Source organism: Hoylesella pleuritidis, assembly GCF_963541955.1.
In the GTDB taxonomy this organism is placed as follows: Bacteria; Bacteroidota; Bacteroidia; order Bacteroidales; family Bacteroidaceae; genus Prevotella; species Prevotella pleuritidis.
In genome coordinates this window covers 19,975-38,333 of record NZ_CAUTUT010000013.1, presented here as the reverse complement: position 1 = coordinate 38,333, position 18,359 = coordinate 19,975, and the positions used below count along the sequence as shown (strand labels likewise).

Below are 18,359 nucleotides of genomic sequence, written 5' to 3'. Positions count from 1 at the left end.
CTTATTGTCCTCTCAATTTAGTCGAATTGATGATACGAAAATCCACGTTAAATATAATTAACAACGAAGATAAATGTCGGATCTCTGTATTGTTTATAGTCTTAAAAGTCGTATCTTTGCAGCCGATTTTTAATTAATTCACATAAAGTCTAACTTTATTAATTTACAAAACAAATAATTTTTATGTCAGATTTAAAGAACGTTCAACCGTTAGCAGACTTCAACTGGGATGAGTTTGAGAATGGGGCCAACGCAAGCGCAAGTGAAGAAGACCTTCAAAAAGCCTATGATGAGACTCTGAACAAGGTTTCAGATCATCAGGTTGTTGAAGGGACGGTAATCTCAGTAGACAAGAAAGAGGTTGTCGTTAATATCGGTTACAAAAGCGATGGTATTATCCCCGCTTCCGAATTCCGTTATAATCCCGATCTCAAAGTGGGCGATAAAGTCGAAGTTTACGTTGAGAACCAGGAGGATAAGAAAGGTCAGTTGATTCTCTCCCACAAGAAAGCTCGCCTGAGCAAGAGTTGGGAACGTGTCAATGCAGCGCTTGAAAATGAAGAAGTCATCCAGGGTTACATCAAGTGTCGCACCAAGGGCGGTATGATAGTTGATGTATTCGGAATCGAGGCATTCCTCCCCGGCAGCCAGATTGACGTTCATCCTATACGCGACTACGATGTTTTCGTAGGCAAGACGATGGAGTTCAAGGTTGTGAAGATCAATCAAGAATTCCGCAATGTTGTTGTTTCTCACAAGGCTCTCATTGAAGCTGAGTTGGAAGCACAGAAAAAAGAAATTATCAGTAAACTCGAAAAGGGGCAGGTTCTCGAAGGAACTGTCAAGAATATCACTTCTTACGGTGTGTTTGTTGACCTCGGTGGTGTGGATGGATTGATTCATATTACAGACCTTTCTTGGGGTCGCGTGAGCGATCCTCACGAGGTCGTGACACTTGATCAGAAGATTAATGTGGTGATTCTCGACTTCGATGACGAGAAAAAGCGTATCGCACTTGGTCTGAAACAGCTTACTCCGCATCCTTGGGATGCACTCGATCCGAACCTCAAAGTGGGTGATCACGTGAAAGGTAAGGTTGTTGTTATTGCTGATTATGGTGCATTCGTTGAGATAGCTCCGGGTGTTGAAGGTCTCATTCACGTTTCAGAGATGTCTTGGAGCCAGCATCTGCGCAGTGCACAAGAGTTTATGCACGTTGGCGATGAAGTTGAGGCTGTGATTTTGACACTTGACCGTGAAGAGCGTAAGATGTCTCTTGGCATCAAGCAATTGAAAGAAGATCCGTGGGAGACTATTGAGGTGAAATATCCGGTCGGCAGTAAGCATACGGCAAAAGTACGTAACTTCACCAACTTTGGTATCTTTGTTGAACTTGAAGAGGGTGTCGACGGACTAATCCATATCAGCGACTTGTCTTGGACCAAGAAAGTAAAGCATCCGTCAGAATTCACACATGTGGGTGCGGAAATGGACGTTGTGGTTCTCGAAATAGATAAGGAAAACCGTCGTTTGAGTCTTGGTCATAAACAACTCGAAGACAATCCTTGGGACACTTACGAGACATTGTATACTCCGGGATCCGTTCACACGGGCAAGATTACGGAGATGATGGATAAAGGTGCAGTGATTACGTTGAACGAAGGTGGTGAAGGTTTTGCTACTCCGAAGCATCTTGTCAAAGAAGACGGAATTCAAGCACATCTCGGTGAAGAACTTTCATTTAAGGTTATTGAGTTTGTGAAAGATGCTAAGCGTATCATCCTTTCACACAGCCGTACTTTTGAAGAGGGTAAAGATGAAGTGAAACCCGCTCATAAGCACACCGGTGCTAAGAAGAGTGATGCGCCGCAGATCAATAATGTCGTTGCAGGTACCTCATTAGGAGACCTCGATGTACTTGCTGACTTGAAGGCTAAGCTGGAAAAAGGAGAATAATCCGATTCATATCAGATAGAGATGACCGGTCCCGTTTGGATCGGTCATTTTTCGTTTATATGCTTTCAGTGCGTGAAATGCACGATTAATTAATGTTAATCACTTAAATCAGTTTATCTCCGGTACTGCTTTATTCATTTTTTTTAGTACCTTTGCAACCAAATTTTAATACAACCCGCGTTTCAACTCTTGAAACGTCGGTCTTTCAATCAGAGAAATTTATTATACAATATATGTATAGCAAAGACGAATTATTATCGAAAGGTATCTCCGAACTCGAAGATATTGCAACCAAGTTGGGTGCCGAGTTCTCATCTAATGCCACACAGGAAGATATTGCCTATGCCATTTTAGATAAACAGGCCATAGATGAAGGGAACAAAAATCCGTTGGGGGCGAAACGCCGCCGTGTAAGAATTGCCAAAAAAGATACCGATAAGGTATATACTGTTAATGGGAAAGAGGGAGAGAATTTTGACTTGAAAAAGAACAAAGTTTCTGTTGAACAACAACCGCTTTTCAAAGATGAATCTGTTAAGACCGATGTAGAGGAAATGCCGAAACAAGAGAAAGAACTGACTTCAGAAGAGTTGCTGGCGATGATTCCTAAGCATAGAGGGCGTAAATCGAAGCGAGAGCTCGAACTGATTGCTGCTGCTGAGGCTGCGCGGGCTGCCAAAGAGACTCAAATGGAATCACAGACTGAAGATAAAATCGGAGTTGAAGCTCAGGAGAAAAAATCTCAGTCCGAGGATAAGCAAGACGTTTCTCAAGAAACTCCTTTTGTTCCCGAGCAAGCATTTGCCTCCGGTGAAGTAGTAACGAATAATGACGAAGAAAGCAATGATTTGTTGGCAAAGCTGCAAGCGAAAATCAATGCTCACAACGAAGATGCCGAAGAAAAACGCGAAGCCATTGCTGAGGGTATTTGGGAAGGCGATCCGGGAGATGGAACCGACTTTATTCCTGTTGTCGATTTACCGATAGAAGACCAGGGAGCTGTGCCCAATTTTGATATGTTCGATAACCCGACGACACCTGTAATGCCGCAGACACAAGGTTATCAACAGCCTGTCGCTCCGTCGAGTTATGTTCCGACGTATGACTTCACGGATATTATCACAGCCAATGGCGTACTGGAAATTATGCCTGATGGATACGGATTCTTACGTTCAAGCGACTATAACTATCTGTCATCGCCAGATGATGTGTATGTTGCCGGGCCGCAGATCAAACGCTATGGACTGAAAACTGGTGATGTGGTGCAATGTCACGTACGTCCACCCCACGATGGAGAGAAGTATTTCCCCTTGACGAGCATTGATAAGATTAACGGTAGGAATCCGGGTGAAGTGCGCGATCGTATTCCGTTCGAACATCTTACACCGTTGTTCCCTGATGAGAAATACAACCTATGTGGTAATCGCGAGACCACCAACTTATCTACGCGTGTTGTAGATCTTTTCTCTCCCATTGGTAAAGGGCAGCGTGCTTTGATTGTCGCTCAACCTAAAACAGGTAAGACTATTTTGATGAAAGATATTGCCAACGCAATTGCTGCCAACCATCCCGAGGCTTATTTGATGATGCTGCTTATTGACGAGCGTCCCGAGGAAGTTACCGATATGGCGCGCACGGTGAATGCGGAGGTCATCGCATCGACCTTTGACGAACCGGCCGAACGTCACGTGAAGATTGCCGGAATCGTCTTAGAGAAGGCCAAGCGAATGGTGGAGTGTGGTCACGATGTTGTCATTTTCCTCGATTCGATCACGCGCTTGGCTCGTGCATACAATACGGTTGCACCTGCCAGCGGTAAGGTATTGACGGGTGGTGTGGATGCCAATGCTCTGCAAAAGCCCAAGCGTTTCTTCGGTGCTGCACGTAACATCGAAGGCGGCGGCTCGCTTACCATCATTGCAACTGCCTTGATCGACACCGGCAGTAAGATGGATGAAGTGATCTTTGAAGAGTTTAAGGGTACTGGTAATATGGAACTTCAGCTCGACCGTTCACTGTCCAACAAACGCATCTTCCCCGCAGTTAATCTCGTGGCTTCAAGTACGCGTCGCGACGACTTGTTGCAAGACAAGACGACACTCGACCGTATGTGGATACTGCGCAAATATATTGCCGATATGAATCCGATAGAAGCAATGAATTCCATTCACGACAGGATGATTCATACTCGCAGCAACGATGAGTTCCTTTTGTCAATGAACGGCTGATAAGTTTTTAAGAGAATAAATAAATTAAAATTATAAGGAGTTAAGTCTGAGATGAAACCAATGACTTAACTCCTTATTTCTTTTAACTCCTTTACAATGAATAACATTATCCGATTTTCAATTCTGTTGTTATATTTCTTAGTCTGCCACAATGGTAAGAAGCCAAGTAAAAGGCGTGTTATGGGATCAGACTAATAAAATATCAAGAAACGATATGTGTTTATTAGTTTGGAGAAGCTAAGAAATAAAAATATGCAGATTCTGAATAAAAGATATGCATTCAATGCGATTAATCACTATATTTGGCGGTGAGACCTATGGGACTTCTGCCACCTTACTCCTATACTTTTCATCGTTACCTATGGGACTTCTCATTTGATACTATCAAGTGTGTAAAAGTGGCGAATCGTATATGGTGAGCTTGTTTAAGTGTGGAATATTAATTCTTTTTCACGATACTCTTTTAGTTTTTATCCATTTATTCCCTTTATTATTTAGATAATTATAATATCCTCTTTAATGTGCGAGTAATGAAATTTATATCTCGCCGATCTAATGAGGAGAAATGATTCTCTGTTACAAACTTATCGTTAATCTTATCCTAATGTGAGTTCGACAGAATTTTCCTTCTAAATAATTGTCAAAATCGCAACAGGGCTATGGCAAGTGTAGTAACGTAGTTACGGCAATCATCGTAACGGGGTTGCGGCAAGTATCGTAACGGAGTAGCGATAGAAGCCGTTGTCCTGATGCTGTGAGCATTAATGTTTTTGACACTTGAGGCGTGTTCATAAGTTTGTCGGACTTATAATATTTAACGCAAATTCAGGATAAGCATTTTCTTATATGGTACATCGTTCGTATTACCCCACGAGTGAGGTACAGAAACACCCCACGAGTGATATGCAGAGAGACCCCACGAGTGGGGTAAAAAGGTGTCGTCTGATCCTGTCTGTTACGCCCCTTTCTCACCCGCATAATACAAGTTTATCCCGAACTCGCGTTATTTGCGCTCCCCGATGCTTCTTTCTCGATTTTTCTTTCTACCTTTGTGACACAATTAATTAGATAAACTATGAACCAGAGCGACAGCATTGTAATCATTCCGACATACAACGAGAAAGAGAACATAGAGAAAATCATACGAGCCGTATTCTCATTGACTAAGTGTTTTCATATCCTTGTCATCGATGATGGGAGTCCGGACGGAACAGCGGGTATCGTTCATCGGCTGATGACAGAAGAGTTTGCCGATCGGTTGTTTATCATTGAGCGGCAAGGAAAATTAGGACTTGGTACAGCCTATATCACGGGATTCCGTTGGGCGTTGGAGCATAGCTATGAATACATCTTTGAAATGGATGCCGATTTCAGTCACGATCCGGATGATTTGCCGCGTCTTTATGCAGCCTGCCACGATGAAGGATATGATGTTGCCATCGGATCGCGCTATGTCAGTGGTGTGAATGTGGTCAATTGGCCTATCGGCAGGGTGCTGATGAGCTACTTTGCATCCAAGTATGTGCGCTTTATCACGGGCTTTTCGGTGCACGACACGACAGCTGGATTCAAGTGTTACCGCCGTCGGGTTCTTGAAACGATACCACTCTCCGAAGTGCGTTTCAAAGGTTATGGTTTTCAGATTGAGATGAAATATACGGCTTATAAGATAGGTTTCAAGATCAAGGAAGTGCCCGTTATTTTTGTTAACCGTCGTGAGGGCACCAGTAAAATGAGCGGTGGTATTTTCGGCGAAGCTTTCTTCGGCGTGATGCGACTCCGTTTGGACGGATGGATGAGGAAGTATCCGAAAATGCCGTCTGCAACCTCTCCAAGAATCGAGGAGTAAGCAACGCAATAACTTCGCTTTCATTTGGGAAGATGATTGCGAGTGGATGACGTGATCTTTGGGATTTATCTATATGGATTTACAACATATTCAACAACTTTATGGAGCAACATCACAGGCTCGGGCATTTGCTAATGCTGTGAATGACGAAACTGTGCGGAGCATCTTTTTGCAAGGATTGGTAGGCTCTTCTGTCCCGATGTTTTTTGCGGGATTGACCGCAATGCTGAACCGAACCGTGCTTTTTGTCTTGCAAGATACTGATGAAGCAGGGTATTTTTACCACGATCTGACACAAGTAATGGGGCAAGAGCAAGTGCTGTTTTTCCCCTCTTCGTTTCGACGGGCTGTAAAATACGGACAGCGCGATGCCGCCAATGAGATATTGCGGACGGAAGTCTTGACTCGCATCAGTTCTTCGACGATACCGATGTATATTGTGACTTCGCCCGAAGCCTTGAGTGAATTGGTGGTTTCTAAAAAACAATTGGATGAGCGCAGATTGTCTTTGAAAGTGGGGCAAACGATCCGTGTAACGGAGTTGACACACAAACTGCTTGCTCTCGGATTCTCAGAGACTGATTATGTGTATGAACCTGGACAGTTTGCCTTGCGTGGCAGTATCCTTGATGTTTATTCATTTTCCGGTGAATTGCCTTATCGTATCGATTTTTTCGGAGATGAAATCGATACGATTCGTACGTTTACAGTGCAAGACCAATTGTCGAAAGATAAGATGACAGCCGTAGAAATTGTACCGGAATTAGTCGGATTATCGACGGAAAAAGTATCTTTCTTCCGATTTCTCCCTGCTAACACATTGCTTGCTATTAAGGATATGCTCTACGTTCGTGACAGTATCGTGCAAATATATGACGAAGGTTTTTCTTCACAGGCAATAACCGAGCGGATGGAAGAAGCAACGGAAATGGAGCGCCAAGAGATTGTACGTGAGATGAGGCGCGAGAGTCAGCTGATTAGTCCGTCGCAATTCACGGAAGATATGGCGAGTTTTTGTCGCGTGGAATTTTGTCACCAGCCTACGGATACCCCCCAAGTTAAAATCCAATTTAACACGACTCCGCAACCACCTTTCCATAAAAACTTCGATTTCTTGCGGCAAACCATAGACCAATATGCTCTTAGTGGTTATACTATTTATATCTTATCGGACAGTAAGAAACAACAAGAGAGATTGACAGAGATATTAAAAAATGCAAGTTCTTCGGTTTCTTCCGAAAGTGGGGGAGCATTTATGCATCACGATTATAACGCCATTTCTCCGGAGAAGGCTGATGCGGCAGACTCTAAGGAAGTCTTCCTTTCGGGTACGCTCCATACGGGTTTCATCGATAATGGTCTACGTGCCTGTTTTTTCACTGACCATCAGATATTCGACCGCTTCCACAAATACAGCCTGCGAAGTGATACAGCCCGGGCTGGCAAGATGGCGCTCACGATGAAAGAGTTGCAGGAAATGGAACCGGGAGATTACATTGTCCACGTAGATTATGGCATCGGGAAGTTCGGCGGATTGGTACGCGTGCCCACGAAAAACTCCTATCAGGAGATGATTCGCATCATCTATCAGCGTGGCGATAAAGTGGATGTCTCCATTCACTCGCTTTATAAAATCAGCAAATATCGCCATAGCGACACGGGCGAACCGCCGCATCTCTCAACACTCGGAACCGGTGCCTGGGAACGGTTGAAAGAGCGGACGAAGAAAAAGATTAAGGATATTGCCCGCGATCTCATCAAACTTTACGCCCGTCGCAGGCACGAGAAAGGATACGCTTTCAGTACTGACTCATTTATGCAACACGAGTTGGAGGCGAGTTTTCTTTATGAAGATACTCCCGACCAGTTAAAAGCGACACAGGATGTAAAGGCGGATATGGAGACGGCACGACCGATGGATCGTCTTGTATGCGGCGATGTTGGATTCGGAAAAACAGAAGTGGCTGTGCGTGCAGCATTTAAGGCTGCTTGTGACTCTAAGCAGGTAGCAGTGCTCGTCCCTACAACCATCTTGGCTTATCAGCATTATCAGACATTCCGAGACCGGTTGAGGGCCTTTCCCGTGCGGGTGGATTATCTTTCGCGAGCACGCTCGGCTCGACAGGTACGAGCCGTACTTGATGACTTGCAAGCGGGACGTATAGACATCCTTATCGGTACACATAAACTTATTGGAGCCAATGTGAAGTGGCACGATTTAGGTCTTCTTATCATCGATGAGGAACAGAAGTTCGGCGTTTCGACCAAAGAGAAATTACGTAAGTTGAAAAGCAATGTCGACACACTTACGATGTCGGCCACGCCTATACCTCGAACGTTGCAATTCTCACTGATGGGTGCACGTGATATGAGCATTATCCGCACACCGCCCCCTAACCGTCACCCTATTCATACAGAGTTGGCCACATACGGACACGAGGTGGTTGCCGATGCGATCAACTTCGAAATGAGTCGCAACGGACAAGTATATTTTGTGAACAACCGTATCAGTAATCTACCCGAAATAGCTCATCTTATCCACAAATATGTACCTGACTGCCGCGTTGCTATCGGTCACGGGCAGATGAAACCCGATGAGTTGGAGAAGATTGTCGAAGGTTTTATCAATTATGACTATGATGTACTTCTCTCGACAACCATTGTTGAAAACGGGATAGACATTTCCAATGCCAATACGATCATCATCAACGATGCCCATCATTTTGGACTCTCAGACCTGCATCAAATGCGCGGTCGGGTAGGGCGTAGTAATCGCAAGGCTTTCTGTTATCTGTTGGCACCGCCAAAAGCCGTACTGACACCTGAGACTCGCCGCCGATTAGAAGCTTTGGAGAACTTCTCTGAGTTAGGAAGCGGCTTCAATCTTGCGATGCAAGATCTCGATATTCGTGGTGCGGGTAATTTGTTAGGAGCCGAACAGAGTGGTTTTATGGAAGATTTAGGTTATGAGACCTATCAAAAAATCTTGAATCAGGCTATCACTGAACTTAAAAATGAGGAGTTCGGCGATATTTATGTTGAAGAGATGTCACAAGGACGGGCGTTCACGGGAGCCGATTTCGTGGAAGATTGCGGGGTAGAAAGCGATCTTGAAATGTATTTTCCTGATAATTATGTACCCGGGAGCAGCGAACGAATGTTTCTTTATCGCGAACTCGATAATATTGCCAGTGATGACGAACTCAATGCTTATCGTCAACGGCTGATAGACCGTTTCGGTCCAGTGCCGTATGAAGGAGAAGAGTTAATGCAGGTCGTTGCCTTGCGTCGCATCGGTAAACGTCTCGGTTGTGAGAAGGTTATTCTACGTCAGGGACAAATGAATATGCAGTTCGTAAGCAATCCTGCGAGTGCCTATTACAAGAGTCTGACGTTTGAACATATACTCAATTATATCGTGTCTAATCCTCGCCGCTGTAATTTAAAGGAGATCAAGGGGCGCCGAATACTGCACGTGCGAGATATTCCCAGTGTAGAAGAGGCTGTTTCCGTACTCCGTGATATCGGTAAAGACGAAAAACTGGAAGAGTAAGTATCCTATTTTCTCTTTTCGTAAAGAATGGAAGAAACGGCCAGGAGAATTATATCAGGAGAAAGCTTGTAACTTTCTGATTATCAAATGTATATAATGTGTGTTGTAATTAACAGTTAAGCACATTGCAATTAATGGTTGGTTGCACGCTGTTTAACGGCTTTTCGTAAGGCAATTATCGGTCTTTTGTAAGGCCGATTACTAAGATTGGATTTATCGACTTTTTTCAACAGATTGTAGAAGTCGTTTTTTAGTTCTTTTCTTATATTCTTTTATTTCTCCATCTGAGAGTAAAATAAAATCCCGATACGGTATATCTCGTATCGGGACTTCTTATTAACAATATGTTGACAACGGCTAATTAGAAGTTGTAATAAAGGCCGAATACAACATTGTTACCGTCTATATCAACGCCCCACCCATCACTTTTTGCTTTGGTGTTGTTGTTTTTGGTGTGGTTGTACCCCACAAAACCGACCTTGGTCATAAAGCTCAGACACGGTGTGAGATTGACGGCTACGCCTGGTCTAAAACCGATTTGCAAATGATCGATGTCTCTTTTGTTTGCGCCATAATCGTGAGTATAACCCACTGTTCCGTCAATGAAACCATTAATAAACCGTGTGTGGAAAAAAGTGTAACGCACATAGGGGCTGAACTCTATTGATTTCGCACCTCCGTGGTTAGATCCTTTCCAGCCGAAAGTTGTACCTACGGCCCAATCACTGTTAAAATTGTAGCCGATTTCGGGTACGAACTTGTACGTTGTGGTGTTGTTATCACCACCATTGTCCATACTTCCGATACCAACACCACCGCCCACATAAACCTGAGCGGATGCACTTACAGCCATAACGGCTGCAACCAATGTCATAAATACCTTTTTCATCTTGTACATTTAATTTTTGTAACTATGATATTATCCGTTAAACGGACAATTGCAAAAGTAAAATAAATTATTTAAAGGCTATTCATTATCTATCTTTTTTTGTAACTCTTTAATACAAATCTCTGTTAAAAGCTTGTTCTTTCACGCTGATTTCAGTACCTTTGCAATTATTAAAAACGAGAATATGCCACCTATTTTCATTGCCGGACCGTGTGTCATTGAGTCGCAAGAATTACTTGATACTGTTGCTGAAACACTTGTGCGTATCAATAAAAAGCTCGGTACGGACATCTTTTTCAAGTCATCTTTTGACAAAGCAAACCGAACTTCTATCCGTTCTTTCAGAGGACCGGGACTCGATAAGGGGTTGCAGATGCTGGCAGATGTGAAGTCTAAGTATGGGCTTAAGCTATTGACAGATATCCACGAGAGTTATCAGGCTGATCCGGTAGGCGAAGTTGTAGATGTGATTCAGATTCCGGCATTCCTCTGTCGGCAGACGGATCTGCTCGTGTCAGCTGCAAAGACCGGTCGGATTATCAATATTAAGAAAGCGCAATTTTTAAGCGGACGAGATATGCAATATCCCGTTGAGAAAGCAAAAGATGCCGGTGCACGTGAAATTTGGCTCACCGAACGTGGTAATTCGTTCGGTTACAACAATTTGGTGGTGGATTTTCGGAATATCCCCGATATGCAGGAAATTGTACCGACGGTTATAATGGATTGTACACACAGTGTTCAACGTCCCGGAGCAGGCAACGGAACAACAAGCGGCGATAGACGTTTTGTTCCGGCAATGGCATTGGCAGCTAAGGCGTTCGGTGCCAACGGATATTTTTTCGAAGTGCATCCCGATCCCGATCGAGGATTGAGTGACGGCCCCAATATGCTGGAGTTAAAACAATTGGAAGCACTCATTATGAGAGTTAATGAGGAGATGAGTGAGTAGTAAACGAGTTGACAAGTTGATAAGTGAACGATTTAACAAGCTCTCTCATCAACTTGTTTATTTGTTCTCTCATCAACTCGTCAGCTAAATAACGCAATACAAAGATGAACGACAAAGCACTTGATAGATTAAAAGAGGTTCGTGCATATGCGATACAGTGTTTGAAAGACGAGGCTGAAGCGCTGATCGACCTGATTCCGCAACTCGATGAGAACTTTGATCGAGCCGTAGAGATGATGTACCGATGTCGCGGTAAGATTATTGTAACGGGCGTTGGAAAGAGCGGTAACATCGGAGCAAAGATCGCGGCTACGCTTTCGAGCACTGGTACACCGGCTTTTTTCATCAATCCTTTGGATGCTTATCACGGCGATTTAGGTGTGATGACGCCCGATGACATCGTTTTGGCACTGAGCAATTCAGGTCAAACCGATGAGTTATTACGCTTTATCCCAATGGTGTTGCATATGCACGTGCCTATTATCGGTATGAGTGGCAATCCCGATTCGCTGTTAGCTAAATATAGCAATGTGCATATCAAGGTGTGGGTAAAGAAAGAAGCGTGCCCGCTCAATCTTGCTCCCACGAGCAGTACAACGGCTGTCCTTGCTGTGGGTGACGCGTTGGCCGTAGCGCTGATGCAGGTAAGAGACTTCCGACCGAAAGACTTTGCGCAGTTCCATCCGGGTGGAGAGCTGGGAAAACGACTGCTCACCACAGCCGAAGATGTGATGCGCAGCAATGAGCTTCCGGTCATTCCGCAGAATATGCACTTAGGAGAAGCCATCATACACGTAAGTAAAGGCAAGTTGGGTTTGGGAGTTGCGCTGATCGACAACAAAGTTACAGGCTTGATAACAGATGGCGATATTCGTCGCGCAATGGAGCGTTGGCAGGCTCATTTCTTTGATAAGACCGTCAGTGACATAATGACTCGCAAACCGAAATCGGTTTCTCCTGACACTAAAATCACTGAGATTCAGCGCATGATGCACGAATATAAGATTCACACGGTGCTGGTTGTAGACGGTGAAAACCATCTCTTAGGGGTGGTAGATCACTACTCTTGTATGTTATGAGACCTCAATTTTTGAAACGTTACGTTATTTTTTTCATACTTCTGTTGGGGTGTTTGGTATTCGCGTATGCACAAACAGCTGATTCAGTCATTGTCAATCAACTTCGCAAAGAGGGCATCACGTTCTCGTGTAACAACTCTGTAACCTTGTTGACAAGTGGCCAAGAGAAATTCGATGATCTCTTCAAAGCCATTCGACAGGCCCGGAGTAGCATTCATCTCGAATATTTCAATTTCAGAAACGACTCTATTGCCAATCTTCTTTTCAATCTTTTGGAAGAAAAGGCGCAAGAGGGAGTCGAGGTGCGAGCTCTGTTTGATGGGTTCGGAAATGATTCGAACAACAGACCGCTAAGACGTAAACAAATCCAAGATATACGTCGTCGGGGGATAGAAATCTATGAGTTCGATCCCATTCGGTTTCCTTTCGTCAACCATATATTTCACCGTGATCACCGAAAAATCGTTGTTATCGATGGACAAATAGCCTATACCGGTGGAATGAATGTGGCCGACTATTATATAAAAGGTACGCGCGTTGTCGGTACTTGGAATGATATGCATTGCCGACTTGAGGGCAATGAGGTGAACAGTTTGCAACGAATTTTTCTTCGGATGTGGAATAAGACTACGCATCAGAACATCCAGGGGGCGCAATATTATCGTGGTGGATTGAACGATGGACATTTTATCGGTTTGAAACCTGATACTTGCAATACAGCCGGTCATAAAATGGTGGGCATCATCAACCGCGAACCGCATACCAGCAACACTATTATCCGTCGCTTTTATACCGATGCCATCAATGGTGCCAAAGACAGTATTAAGCTCATTAATCCCTATCTCACACTCAACGCCACACTGAAACGGGCACTACGCCGTGCCGTTAAACGAGGCGTAAAGGTCGAGATTATGGTGTCGACTCATAGTGATATTCCGCTCACGCCTGACTGTGTGTTTTACAATGTGCATCAACTGATGCGCCACGGCGTGCGAGTTTGGATGTACACGCCAGGCTTTCATCATACTAAAGTCATTATGGTTGATGGGCGATTCTGCACTGTCGGTAGTGCCAATCTCAATGCCCGAAGTCTCAATTTCGACTATGAAGAGAATGCCGTCATCATCGATCGTTGTACTACGGCTCAACTTTCGCATCTCTTCGATCGCGATAAAGCGCAGAGCTTTCTTCTCACCCAAGCGTCGTGGAATCGTTTCCGCAGTCCGTGGAAGAAGTTTGTCGGTTGGTTTGCCCATCTTCTTGCTCCATTCTTGTGATGTTGTAAAAGTCCATCACCCTATCTCCACAAGATTAAAAGGCTAAATTTTATTGATGTCTACATATCCGTGCATTACGGCATAAATGGTAAGCGCACTCACACTCTTCATTCCCAGCTTTTCCATAATGTTCTTACGATGTGTAATTACGGTTGTCATTCCGATATTGAGTTGGTCGGCAACTTCTTTATTAATAAATCCTTGCACGATCAGTGACAGTACTTCGATTTCGCGATCGGTTAAAACCTTTGCGCGTAGAACTCTCGGAAGTGGTGGGAGATTTTTACCGTTGGCGTGTGCTGCCTGCTCAAGTGCAAGGATAGAACGTACTAATTGCTCTTCCGGTACATTGATACAAAGACTATGGAAATGGCTTAACTGGGTATTGGGATTATTGGATGTGGTCAGGACTATTGTGCGATGACGACGTTCAAAGAAGAATTGACCGCTACCTAAAACCACATTTACGGCTACGAAATAATGTACAAAATCGTCGGCTTTCGATTTACTCAGCTTTTCAAACGAATCGAATGTCTCGATAGTCATTATCGGCATTACATTCTCTAATATCTGTTTTAGTCCCAAAACGGCTAAGGTATTGGGATCGATAATTGCTACTCGGGGCCGTCCTGCGTTCATCTTACCTTTCATTGACTATAACTTGACGGTAGAAATATCCACTAAATTGTTGACGATGGCATAAATAGTGAGTCCTGCCGGACTGTGAATCTGCAATTTGCGTGCGATATTCCGTCGATGTGTAATCACCGTATTGATGGATATACACAGGTGATCGGCGATTTCCTTATTGGTCATTCCTTGCACCAAACTTACGATGACGTCTTTCTCGCGGTCACTCAGTGTGTCGGCATTGTCAGGATTCTGGCTGATCATACTGGATATTTTGACCGACACATCGTTCTGTTTGAACTTCTGTTCCATCTTCCGAATCACCGGAACAAAGATTTCATCCTCTACCTCTGCGTGCCGAGACAGCCATTGCTCATTATTATATATGTCATAAAGCGTTGCCACCAATTGATTATTGTGCCGTCCGTCGCTCGGTAGATACTTGATAATAATATTCTTTAATTCGCGCAGTTTCTGATCGGTTTGCCCGTGATGCTGAGAATAAGTGTCGATATCGTAATTGCCATTAACATCATTCTTCATTAAAGACTCTACATAGGGGAATACTGTTTTCTCCTCATAGCGCATATGAGAGTGAATACTGTGCGAGTATTCATCAAAGAGTTTGAGTATTAAACGAGCCAGATTATCTTTTTCATCCAATGCACTCACTAACCCTGTACGGATATTAGGCAATTGGAAATCAAGGTAATACTCGTGCGAAGCCCGCAGATATTGAATCAGTGTCGGTACTGAAAGGCGGTCGGTATCGTCAAAATCTCGATAACCATTGATTGTGAAATTTATAACGGCTAAAAACGTATATGTGTCTACTTTCTGGTCTTCGCAGACTTCCCGTACAGTTTTGTCGCCGAAGCCTAAACTGATACCGAACGACCCGAGACTTTGTAACAAATCGTAATTATCTTTTATCAGGTTGATCATTTTATCGTCAGCCTCATACATTTTCTGGTTCTTCATCGAAACATTCATTTACGTACGTGTTGCAAAGTAACTAAAAAAAATTGATTCATACAATAATAATAAATAAGTAATTTTCATTTGAGGCCCATAAATCGGTGATTTTTTAAGACGCGTATAATCCAAAAGGAAAATTCAAAAACAATAAATGCCCCCTCTTCACAGAGGGAGCATTTAATCTCAATAGGTATTAGCTTTCTTTTAAGGTAAAAAGATTGTATTCAGGATAACATTTGCAAAAGTACGTCTTTTTTCGTCTTTGAACAAATAATTCTTTATGTTAGAAAACATATTTTATTACAATATATAGGGAAATTATACTTCAATTTCCATTCCATCATAGGGAAATTGAAATCCGGCGGGTAATCGGCGGTTGGCTTCATCGTGAAAACCGATCTGATGAGTGACGTGAATCAGATAGGTGCGTTGTGCCTCGATACGATGCGAAAATTTGATAGCATCGGCTACAAGTTGATGAGAATGATGCTCTTTTTCAAACCGTAATGCGTTGATTACAAGTGTTTCTACGCCTTGCAGATACCTCAACTCGTCCGCATCAATCGTTTTCATATCTGTGATATAGGCCAATCTACCGAACCGATAACCGAGAATGGGCAGTCGATTGTGCATTACTTGAATGGGGAGCAGTTCTATATCTCCGATGCTAATGTGCTGATGTGGCACGATGGTATGCAGTTTCAGTAGCGGAACTCCGGGATATAATTTGTCCGTAAAGCAATAAGGCATTGTCTGTTTCAACCCTTTTACAGTGCTTTTGTCGGCATAAATATTGATATCTCCGAATATACAGTGAGGTCGCAAATCGTCGATGCCCGCCACGTGATCATAATGAATGTGTGTAAGAAGTACGGCATCGATCTTGCGGAAAGGCTGTGCGAGCAATTGCTGACGAATATCGGGTCCGCTATCAATAAGAATTCGTGTCGTATCTGTCTCTAAAAGAGCAGCCGAGCGTAGGCGTTTATCGTGCGGATTGGTACTGCGACAGACAGCACAATCACATCCGATAGACGGTACACCACCCGAAGTTCCTGTGCCGAGAAACGTCAATCTCATAGAATATTCACCTCCGGCTTGATCTCGATACCGAATTTCTGTAAGACGTCTTGCCGAATCGTGTCGCACAAATGTACGATATCGGCACCCGTGGCACCGCCTTTGTTGACAAGAACGAGCGCCTGTTTGTCGTGCACTCCGGCCTTTCCAAGCGTGTGGCCTTTCCATCCGCATTGGTCGATCAACCATCCGGCAGGAATCTTTTCGTGTTCGGTATCAACGGTGTAATGAGGTATTGTCGGATAAGTATGTATTAGATCCAAGTATTTCTGTGTCGAAACGATAGGGTTCATAAAGAAACTCCCGGCGTTTCCCTCTATTTTCGGGTCGGGAAGTTTAGCTTGCCGAATGGCAATAATGGTGTTGCGCAGTTCGGTGGCAGACGGTTCAGAGATGCCGTGTTCGGCCAAAGCCGCGCGAATGTTGCCGTAATCTAAGCGCGGATGAAAAGTTTTGGAAAGACAGTAAGTGACATAGGTAATGATGAACTGCCCTTTCCAATCATCTTTGAAACGGCTTTTTCGATAGGAATAGCAGCACTCGACATTGGTAAACGAAACCTGTCGGCCCGTCGCGATTTCCACAGCCTCGACCTGAACGATGAGATCTTTAACCTCGACTCCATAAGCCCCGATATTTTGAACGGCACTGGCACCCACTTCGCCGGGAATCAATGACAGATTTTCTGCGCCGTACCAGCCGTTCGAAACACATTGGGCCACAATATCGTCCCACGTTTCGCCTGAACCACAACGAATGTAATGGTTTGTCAGATCGCTGTCGACGATCTCTACGCCACGGATTGCTGAATGCAGAACGGTTCCCGGATAGTCGGCTGTAAACAGCAGATTACTGCCGCCGCCGATAACAAGTAACGGCTGATCTGCTGTCGTGAGCGAACGGACGAGGGTTTGAAGCTCTTTGACCGATGCAAACTCAACAAACCGCTGACACTGCGCGTCGATGCCGAATGTATTATGACACAACAGGCTATAATCTCTGAAATCTTTCATTTAACTGTTAAATTCCATCAGTTTCCACGCTCCACCCCGTTTACGAAACACGAGTTCTTCTTCCATTCCGCTGGCAATACCGCGAATTACAAAGATCTTTTGATTGCTCTCCGTATATTTCTGACCATAAAGAATGTTGTAAATCACGCCCGAAGGAATAAGCTCCGGCTTGAACGAGGGCCATTGATCTGGTACAATCGAGCCCGTCTGTGTACTGAAATCATCGTCGGGATCGGGGCTGGTAAACTCTACCAAATCGTTCATACTGGCCACTTGAAAAACGCTGTCGACCGAGAAACGCTCGTAAAATTGCAAAAAGGAAGCATTCTGATTTTGTTGTACGGTCGTGTGCCGAATACTCGTCATCATCCATTGGCCACTCAACCGGTCGAAAACAAATTGTGTGAGTGCTTTGTTCTTGAAGTAAATCTTCTCGATGGTCACGCGGTTGATAGTCGTGTCTTTCATCAGTTTCAGCTGTCGGCGATTGTCGAGAATCAGTGTGTAATAGCCTTGTCGCATAAAAAAATGCTCCATCCGCCAGTGCTTCCGGTCGAGATAAGTTACGCGTCCGCCATTTTCCACTGCAAGAGGAAATTTGATTCGTGCGAGCTGCAACTTGCGATTGGCTGCGAAATTGAAGATGAAATCGTCGAACAATTCATCGGCAGCCTTGGGCATCGGTGTCTCCGAGATCAGCGTTTCCAACGTGTCGGCCGTAACGGTGTCCGCAGGTATCGAGTCGACGACCGTAGTATCGGCCGCCGGTTTCTTATCAGAGCAAGCACCGAGAGGGAAACCTATGAGCGTCATCACTGCTGCAAGAACGAAAAAGAACGCACTTTTTCTCATTTCATTTATTCCTTATAAATCAC

At 44.2% G+C, this 18,359-nt stretch carries 13 protein-coding genes; 7 read left to right on the top strand and 6 right to left on the bottom strand.

Translation table 11 applies throughout. The features are described 5' to 3' along the window. Positions 1 to 183 precede the first annotated feature (183 nt). The 4 genes from rpsA to mfd all read left to right on the top strand — a co-directional run bounded on the left by rpsA (position 184) and on the right by mfd (position 9,586). Positions 184 to 1,956, top strand: coding sequence for a 30S ribosomal protein S1 (gene rpsA, locus RWY97_RS06845; RefSeq protein ID WP_315566281.1), 1,773 nt, complete (start codon positions 184 to 186; stop codon positions 1,954 to 1,956). 233 nt (positions 1,957 to 2,189) lie between these two features. Then, the gene (gene rho / locus RWY97_RS06840; RefSeq protein ID WP_315566279.1) at positions 2,190 to 4,184 is read left to right on the top strand and encodes a transcription termination factor Rho; all 1,995 of its coding nucleotides are present in this window, start codon (positions 2,190 to 2,192) and stop codon (positions 4,182 to 4,184) included. Between the two features lie 1,075 nt (positions 4,185 to 5,259). Next, positions 5,260 to 6,033 (top strand): polyprenol monophosphomannose synthase, encoded by a 774-nt coding sequence (locus RWY97_RS06835; protein ID WP_315566278.1) that lies wholly within the window; start codon positions 5,260 to 5,262, stop codon positions 6,031 to 6,033. A 73-nt stretch (positions 6,034 to 6,106) separates the two neighbouring features. Beyond that, the gene (gene mfd, locus RWY97_RS06830; RefSeq protein WP_315566277.1) at positions 6,107 to 9,586 is read left to right on the top strand and encodes a transcription-repair coupling factor; all 3,480 of its coding nucleotides are present in this window, start codon (positions 6,107 to 6,109) and stop codon (positions 9,584 to 9,586) included. A 361-nt stretch (positions 9,587 to 9,947) separates the two neighbouring features. Here mfd and RWY97_RS06825 read toward each other — a convergent pair whose 3' ends face one another. After that, on the bottom strand, positions 9,948 to 10,475 hold the full coding sequence (locus RWY97_RS06825; RefSeq protein WP_024991591.1) for an outer membrane beta-barrel protein: 528 nt from the start codon (positions 10,473 to 10,475) through the stop codon (positions 9,948 to 9,950). A gap of 169 nt (positions 10,476 to 10,644) precedes the next feature. Here RWY97_RS06825 and kdsA point away from each other — a divergent pair, with 169 nt between their 5' ends. The 3 genes from kdsA to cls all read left to right on the top strand — a co-directional run bounded on the left by kdsA (position 10,645) and on the right by cls (position 13,783). Beyond that, the gene (kdsA, locus tag RWY97_RS06820) at positions 10,645 to 11,427 is read left to right on the top strand and encodes a 3-deoxy-8-phosphooctulonate synthase (protein WP_262502479.1); all 783 of its coding nucleotides are present in this window, start codon (positions 10,645 to 10,647) and stop codon (positions 11,425 to 11,427) included. A 104-nt stretch (positions 11,428 to 11,531) separates the two neighbouring features. Then, positions 11,532 to 12,506 (top strand): KpsF/GutQ family sugar-phosphate isomerase, encoded by a 975-nt coding sequence (locus RWY97_RS06815; RefSeq protein ID WP_315566276.1) that lies wholly within the window; start codon positions 11,532 to 11,534, stop codon positions 12,504 to 12,506. Beyond that, positions 12,503 to 13,783 carry a cardiolipin synthase gene (cls, locus tag RWY97_RS06810; RefSeq protein WP_315566275.1) on the top strand — a complete coding sequence of 427 codons (1,281 nt, stop codon included), beginning with the start codon at positions 12,503 to 12,505 and terminating at the stop codon, positions 13,781 to 13,783. Before RWY97_RS06815 ends, cls begins: the two co-directional genes overlap by 4 nt. A 42-nt stretch (positions 13,784 to 13,825) precedes the next feature. On the opposite strand, the gene RWY97_RS06805 is transcribed toward cls, so the two are convergent. The 5 genes from RWY97_RS06805 to RWY97_RS06785 form a co-directional block, all read right to left on the bottom strand. Beyond that, a complete protein-coding gene (locus RWY97_RS06805) occupies positions 13,826 to 14,434 on the bottom strand; it encodes a helix-turn-helix transcriptional regulator (RefSeq protein WP_021583105.1) in 609 nt (202 codons plus the stop codon). A gap of 3 nt (positions 14,435 to 14,437) precedes the next feature. Beyond that, the gene (locus RWY97_RS06800) at positions 14,438 to 15,394 is read right to left on the bottom strand and encodes a LuxR C-terminal-related transcriptional regulator (RefSeq protein ID WP_273175542.1); all 957 of its coding nucleotides are present in this window, start codon (positions 15,392 to 15,394) and stop codon (positions 14,438 to 14,440) included. Positions 15,395 to 15,709: 315 nt separating this feature from the next. Next, on the bottom strand, positions 15,710 to 16,471 hold the full coding sequence (locus RWY97_RS06795; protein WP_315566273.1) for an MBL fold metallo-hydrolase: 762 nt from the start codon (positions 16,469 to 16,471) through the stop codon (positions 15,710 to 15,712). Further along, the gene (murB, locus tag RWY97_RS06790; protein WP_021583062.1) at positions 16,468 to 17,484 is read right to left on the bottom strand and encodes a UDP-N-acetylmuramate dehydrogenase; all 1,017 of its coding nucleotides are present in this window, start codon (positions 17,482 to 17,484) and stop codon (positions 16,468 to 16,470) included. The genes RWY97_RS06795 and murB overlap by 4 nt, the downstream gene beginning before the upstream one ends. Then, complete coding sequence (locus RWY97_RS06785) at positions 17,485 to 18,336, bottom strand: DUF4348 domain-containing protein (protein ID WP_315566271.1); 852 nt, start codon at positions 18,334 to 18,336, stop codon at positions 17,485 to 17,487. Between the last annotated feature and the right edge of the window lie 23 nt (positions 18,337 to 18,359).

What these genes read in the sequence shown, in the direction of transcription:
- rpsA (WP_315566281.1), top strand. Translation starts at nt 184, where the DNA reads ATGTCAGATTTAAAGAACGTTCAACCGTTAGCAGACTTCAACTGGGAT.
- rho (WP_315566279.1), top strand. Translation starts at nt 2,190, where the DNA reads ATGTATAGCAAAGACGAATTATTATCGAAAGGTATCTCCGAACTCGAA.
- RWY97_RS06835 (WP_315566278.1), top strand. Translation starts at nt 5,260, where the DNA reads ATGAACCAGAGCGACAGCATTGTAATCATTCCGACATACAACGAGAAA.
- mfd (WP_315566277.1), top strand. Translation starts at nt 6,107, where the DNA reads ATGGATTTACAACATATTCAACAACTTTATGGAGCAACATCACAGGCT.
- RWY97_RS06825 (WP_024991591.1), bottom strand. Translation starts at nt 10,475, where the DNA reads ATGAAAAAGGTATTTATGACATTGGTTGCAGCCGTTATGGCTGTAAGT.
- RWY97_RS06815 (WP_315566276.1), top strand. Translation starts at nt 11,532, where the DNA reads ATGAACGACAAAGCACTTGATAGATTAAAAGAGGTTCGTGCATATGCG.
- cls (WP_315566275.1), top strand. Translation starts at nt 12,503, where the DNA reads ATGAGACCTCAATTTTTGAAACGTTACGTTATTTTTTTCATACTTCTG.
- RWY97_RS06805 (WP_021583105.1), bottom strand. Translation starts at nt 14,434, where the DNA reads ATGAAAGGTAAGATGAACGCAGGACGGCCCCGAGTAGCAATTATCGAT.
- RWY97_RS06800 (WP_273175542.1), bottom strand. Translation starts at nt 15,394, where the DNA reads ATGAAGAACCAGAAAATGTATGAGGCTGACGATAAAATGATCAACCTG.
- RWY97_RS06795 (WP_315566273.1), bottom strand. Translation starts at nt 16,471, where the DNA reads ATGAGATTGACGTTTCTCGGCACAGGAACTTCGGGTGGTGTACCGTCT.
- murB (WP_021583062.1), bottom strand. Translation starts at nt 17,484, where the DNA reads ATGAAAGATTTCAGAGATTATAGCCTGTTGTGTCATAATACATTCGGC.
- RWY97_RS06785 (WP_315566271.1), bottom strand. Translation starts at nt 18,336, where the DNA reads ATGAGAAAAAGTGCGTTCTTTTTCGTTCTTGCAGCAGTGATGACGCTC.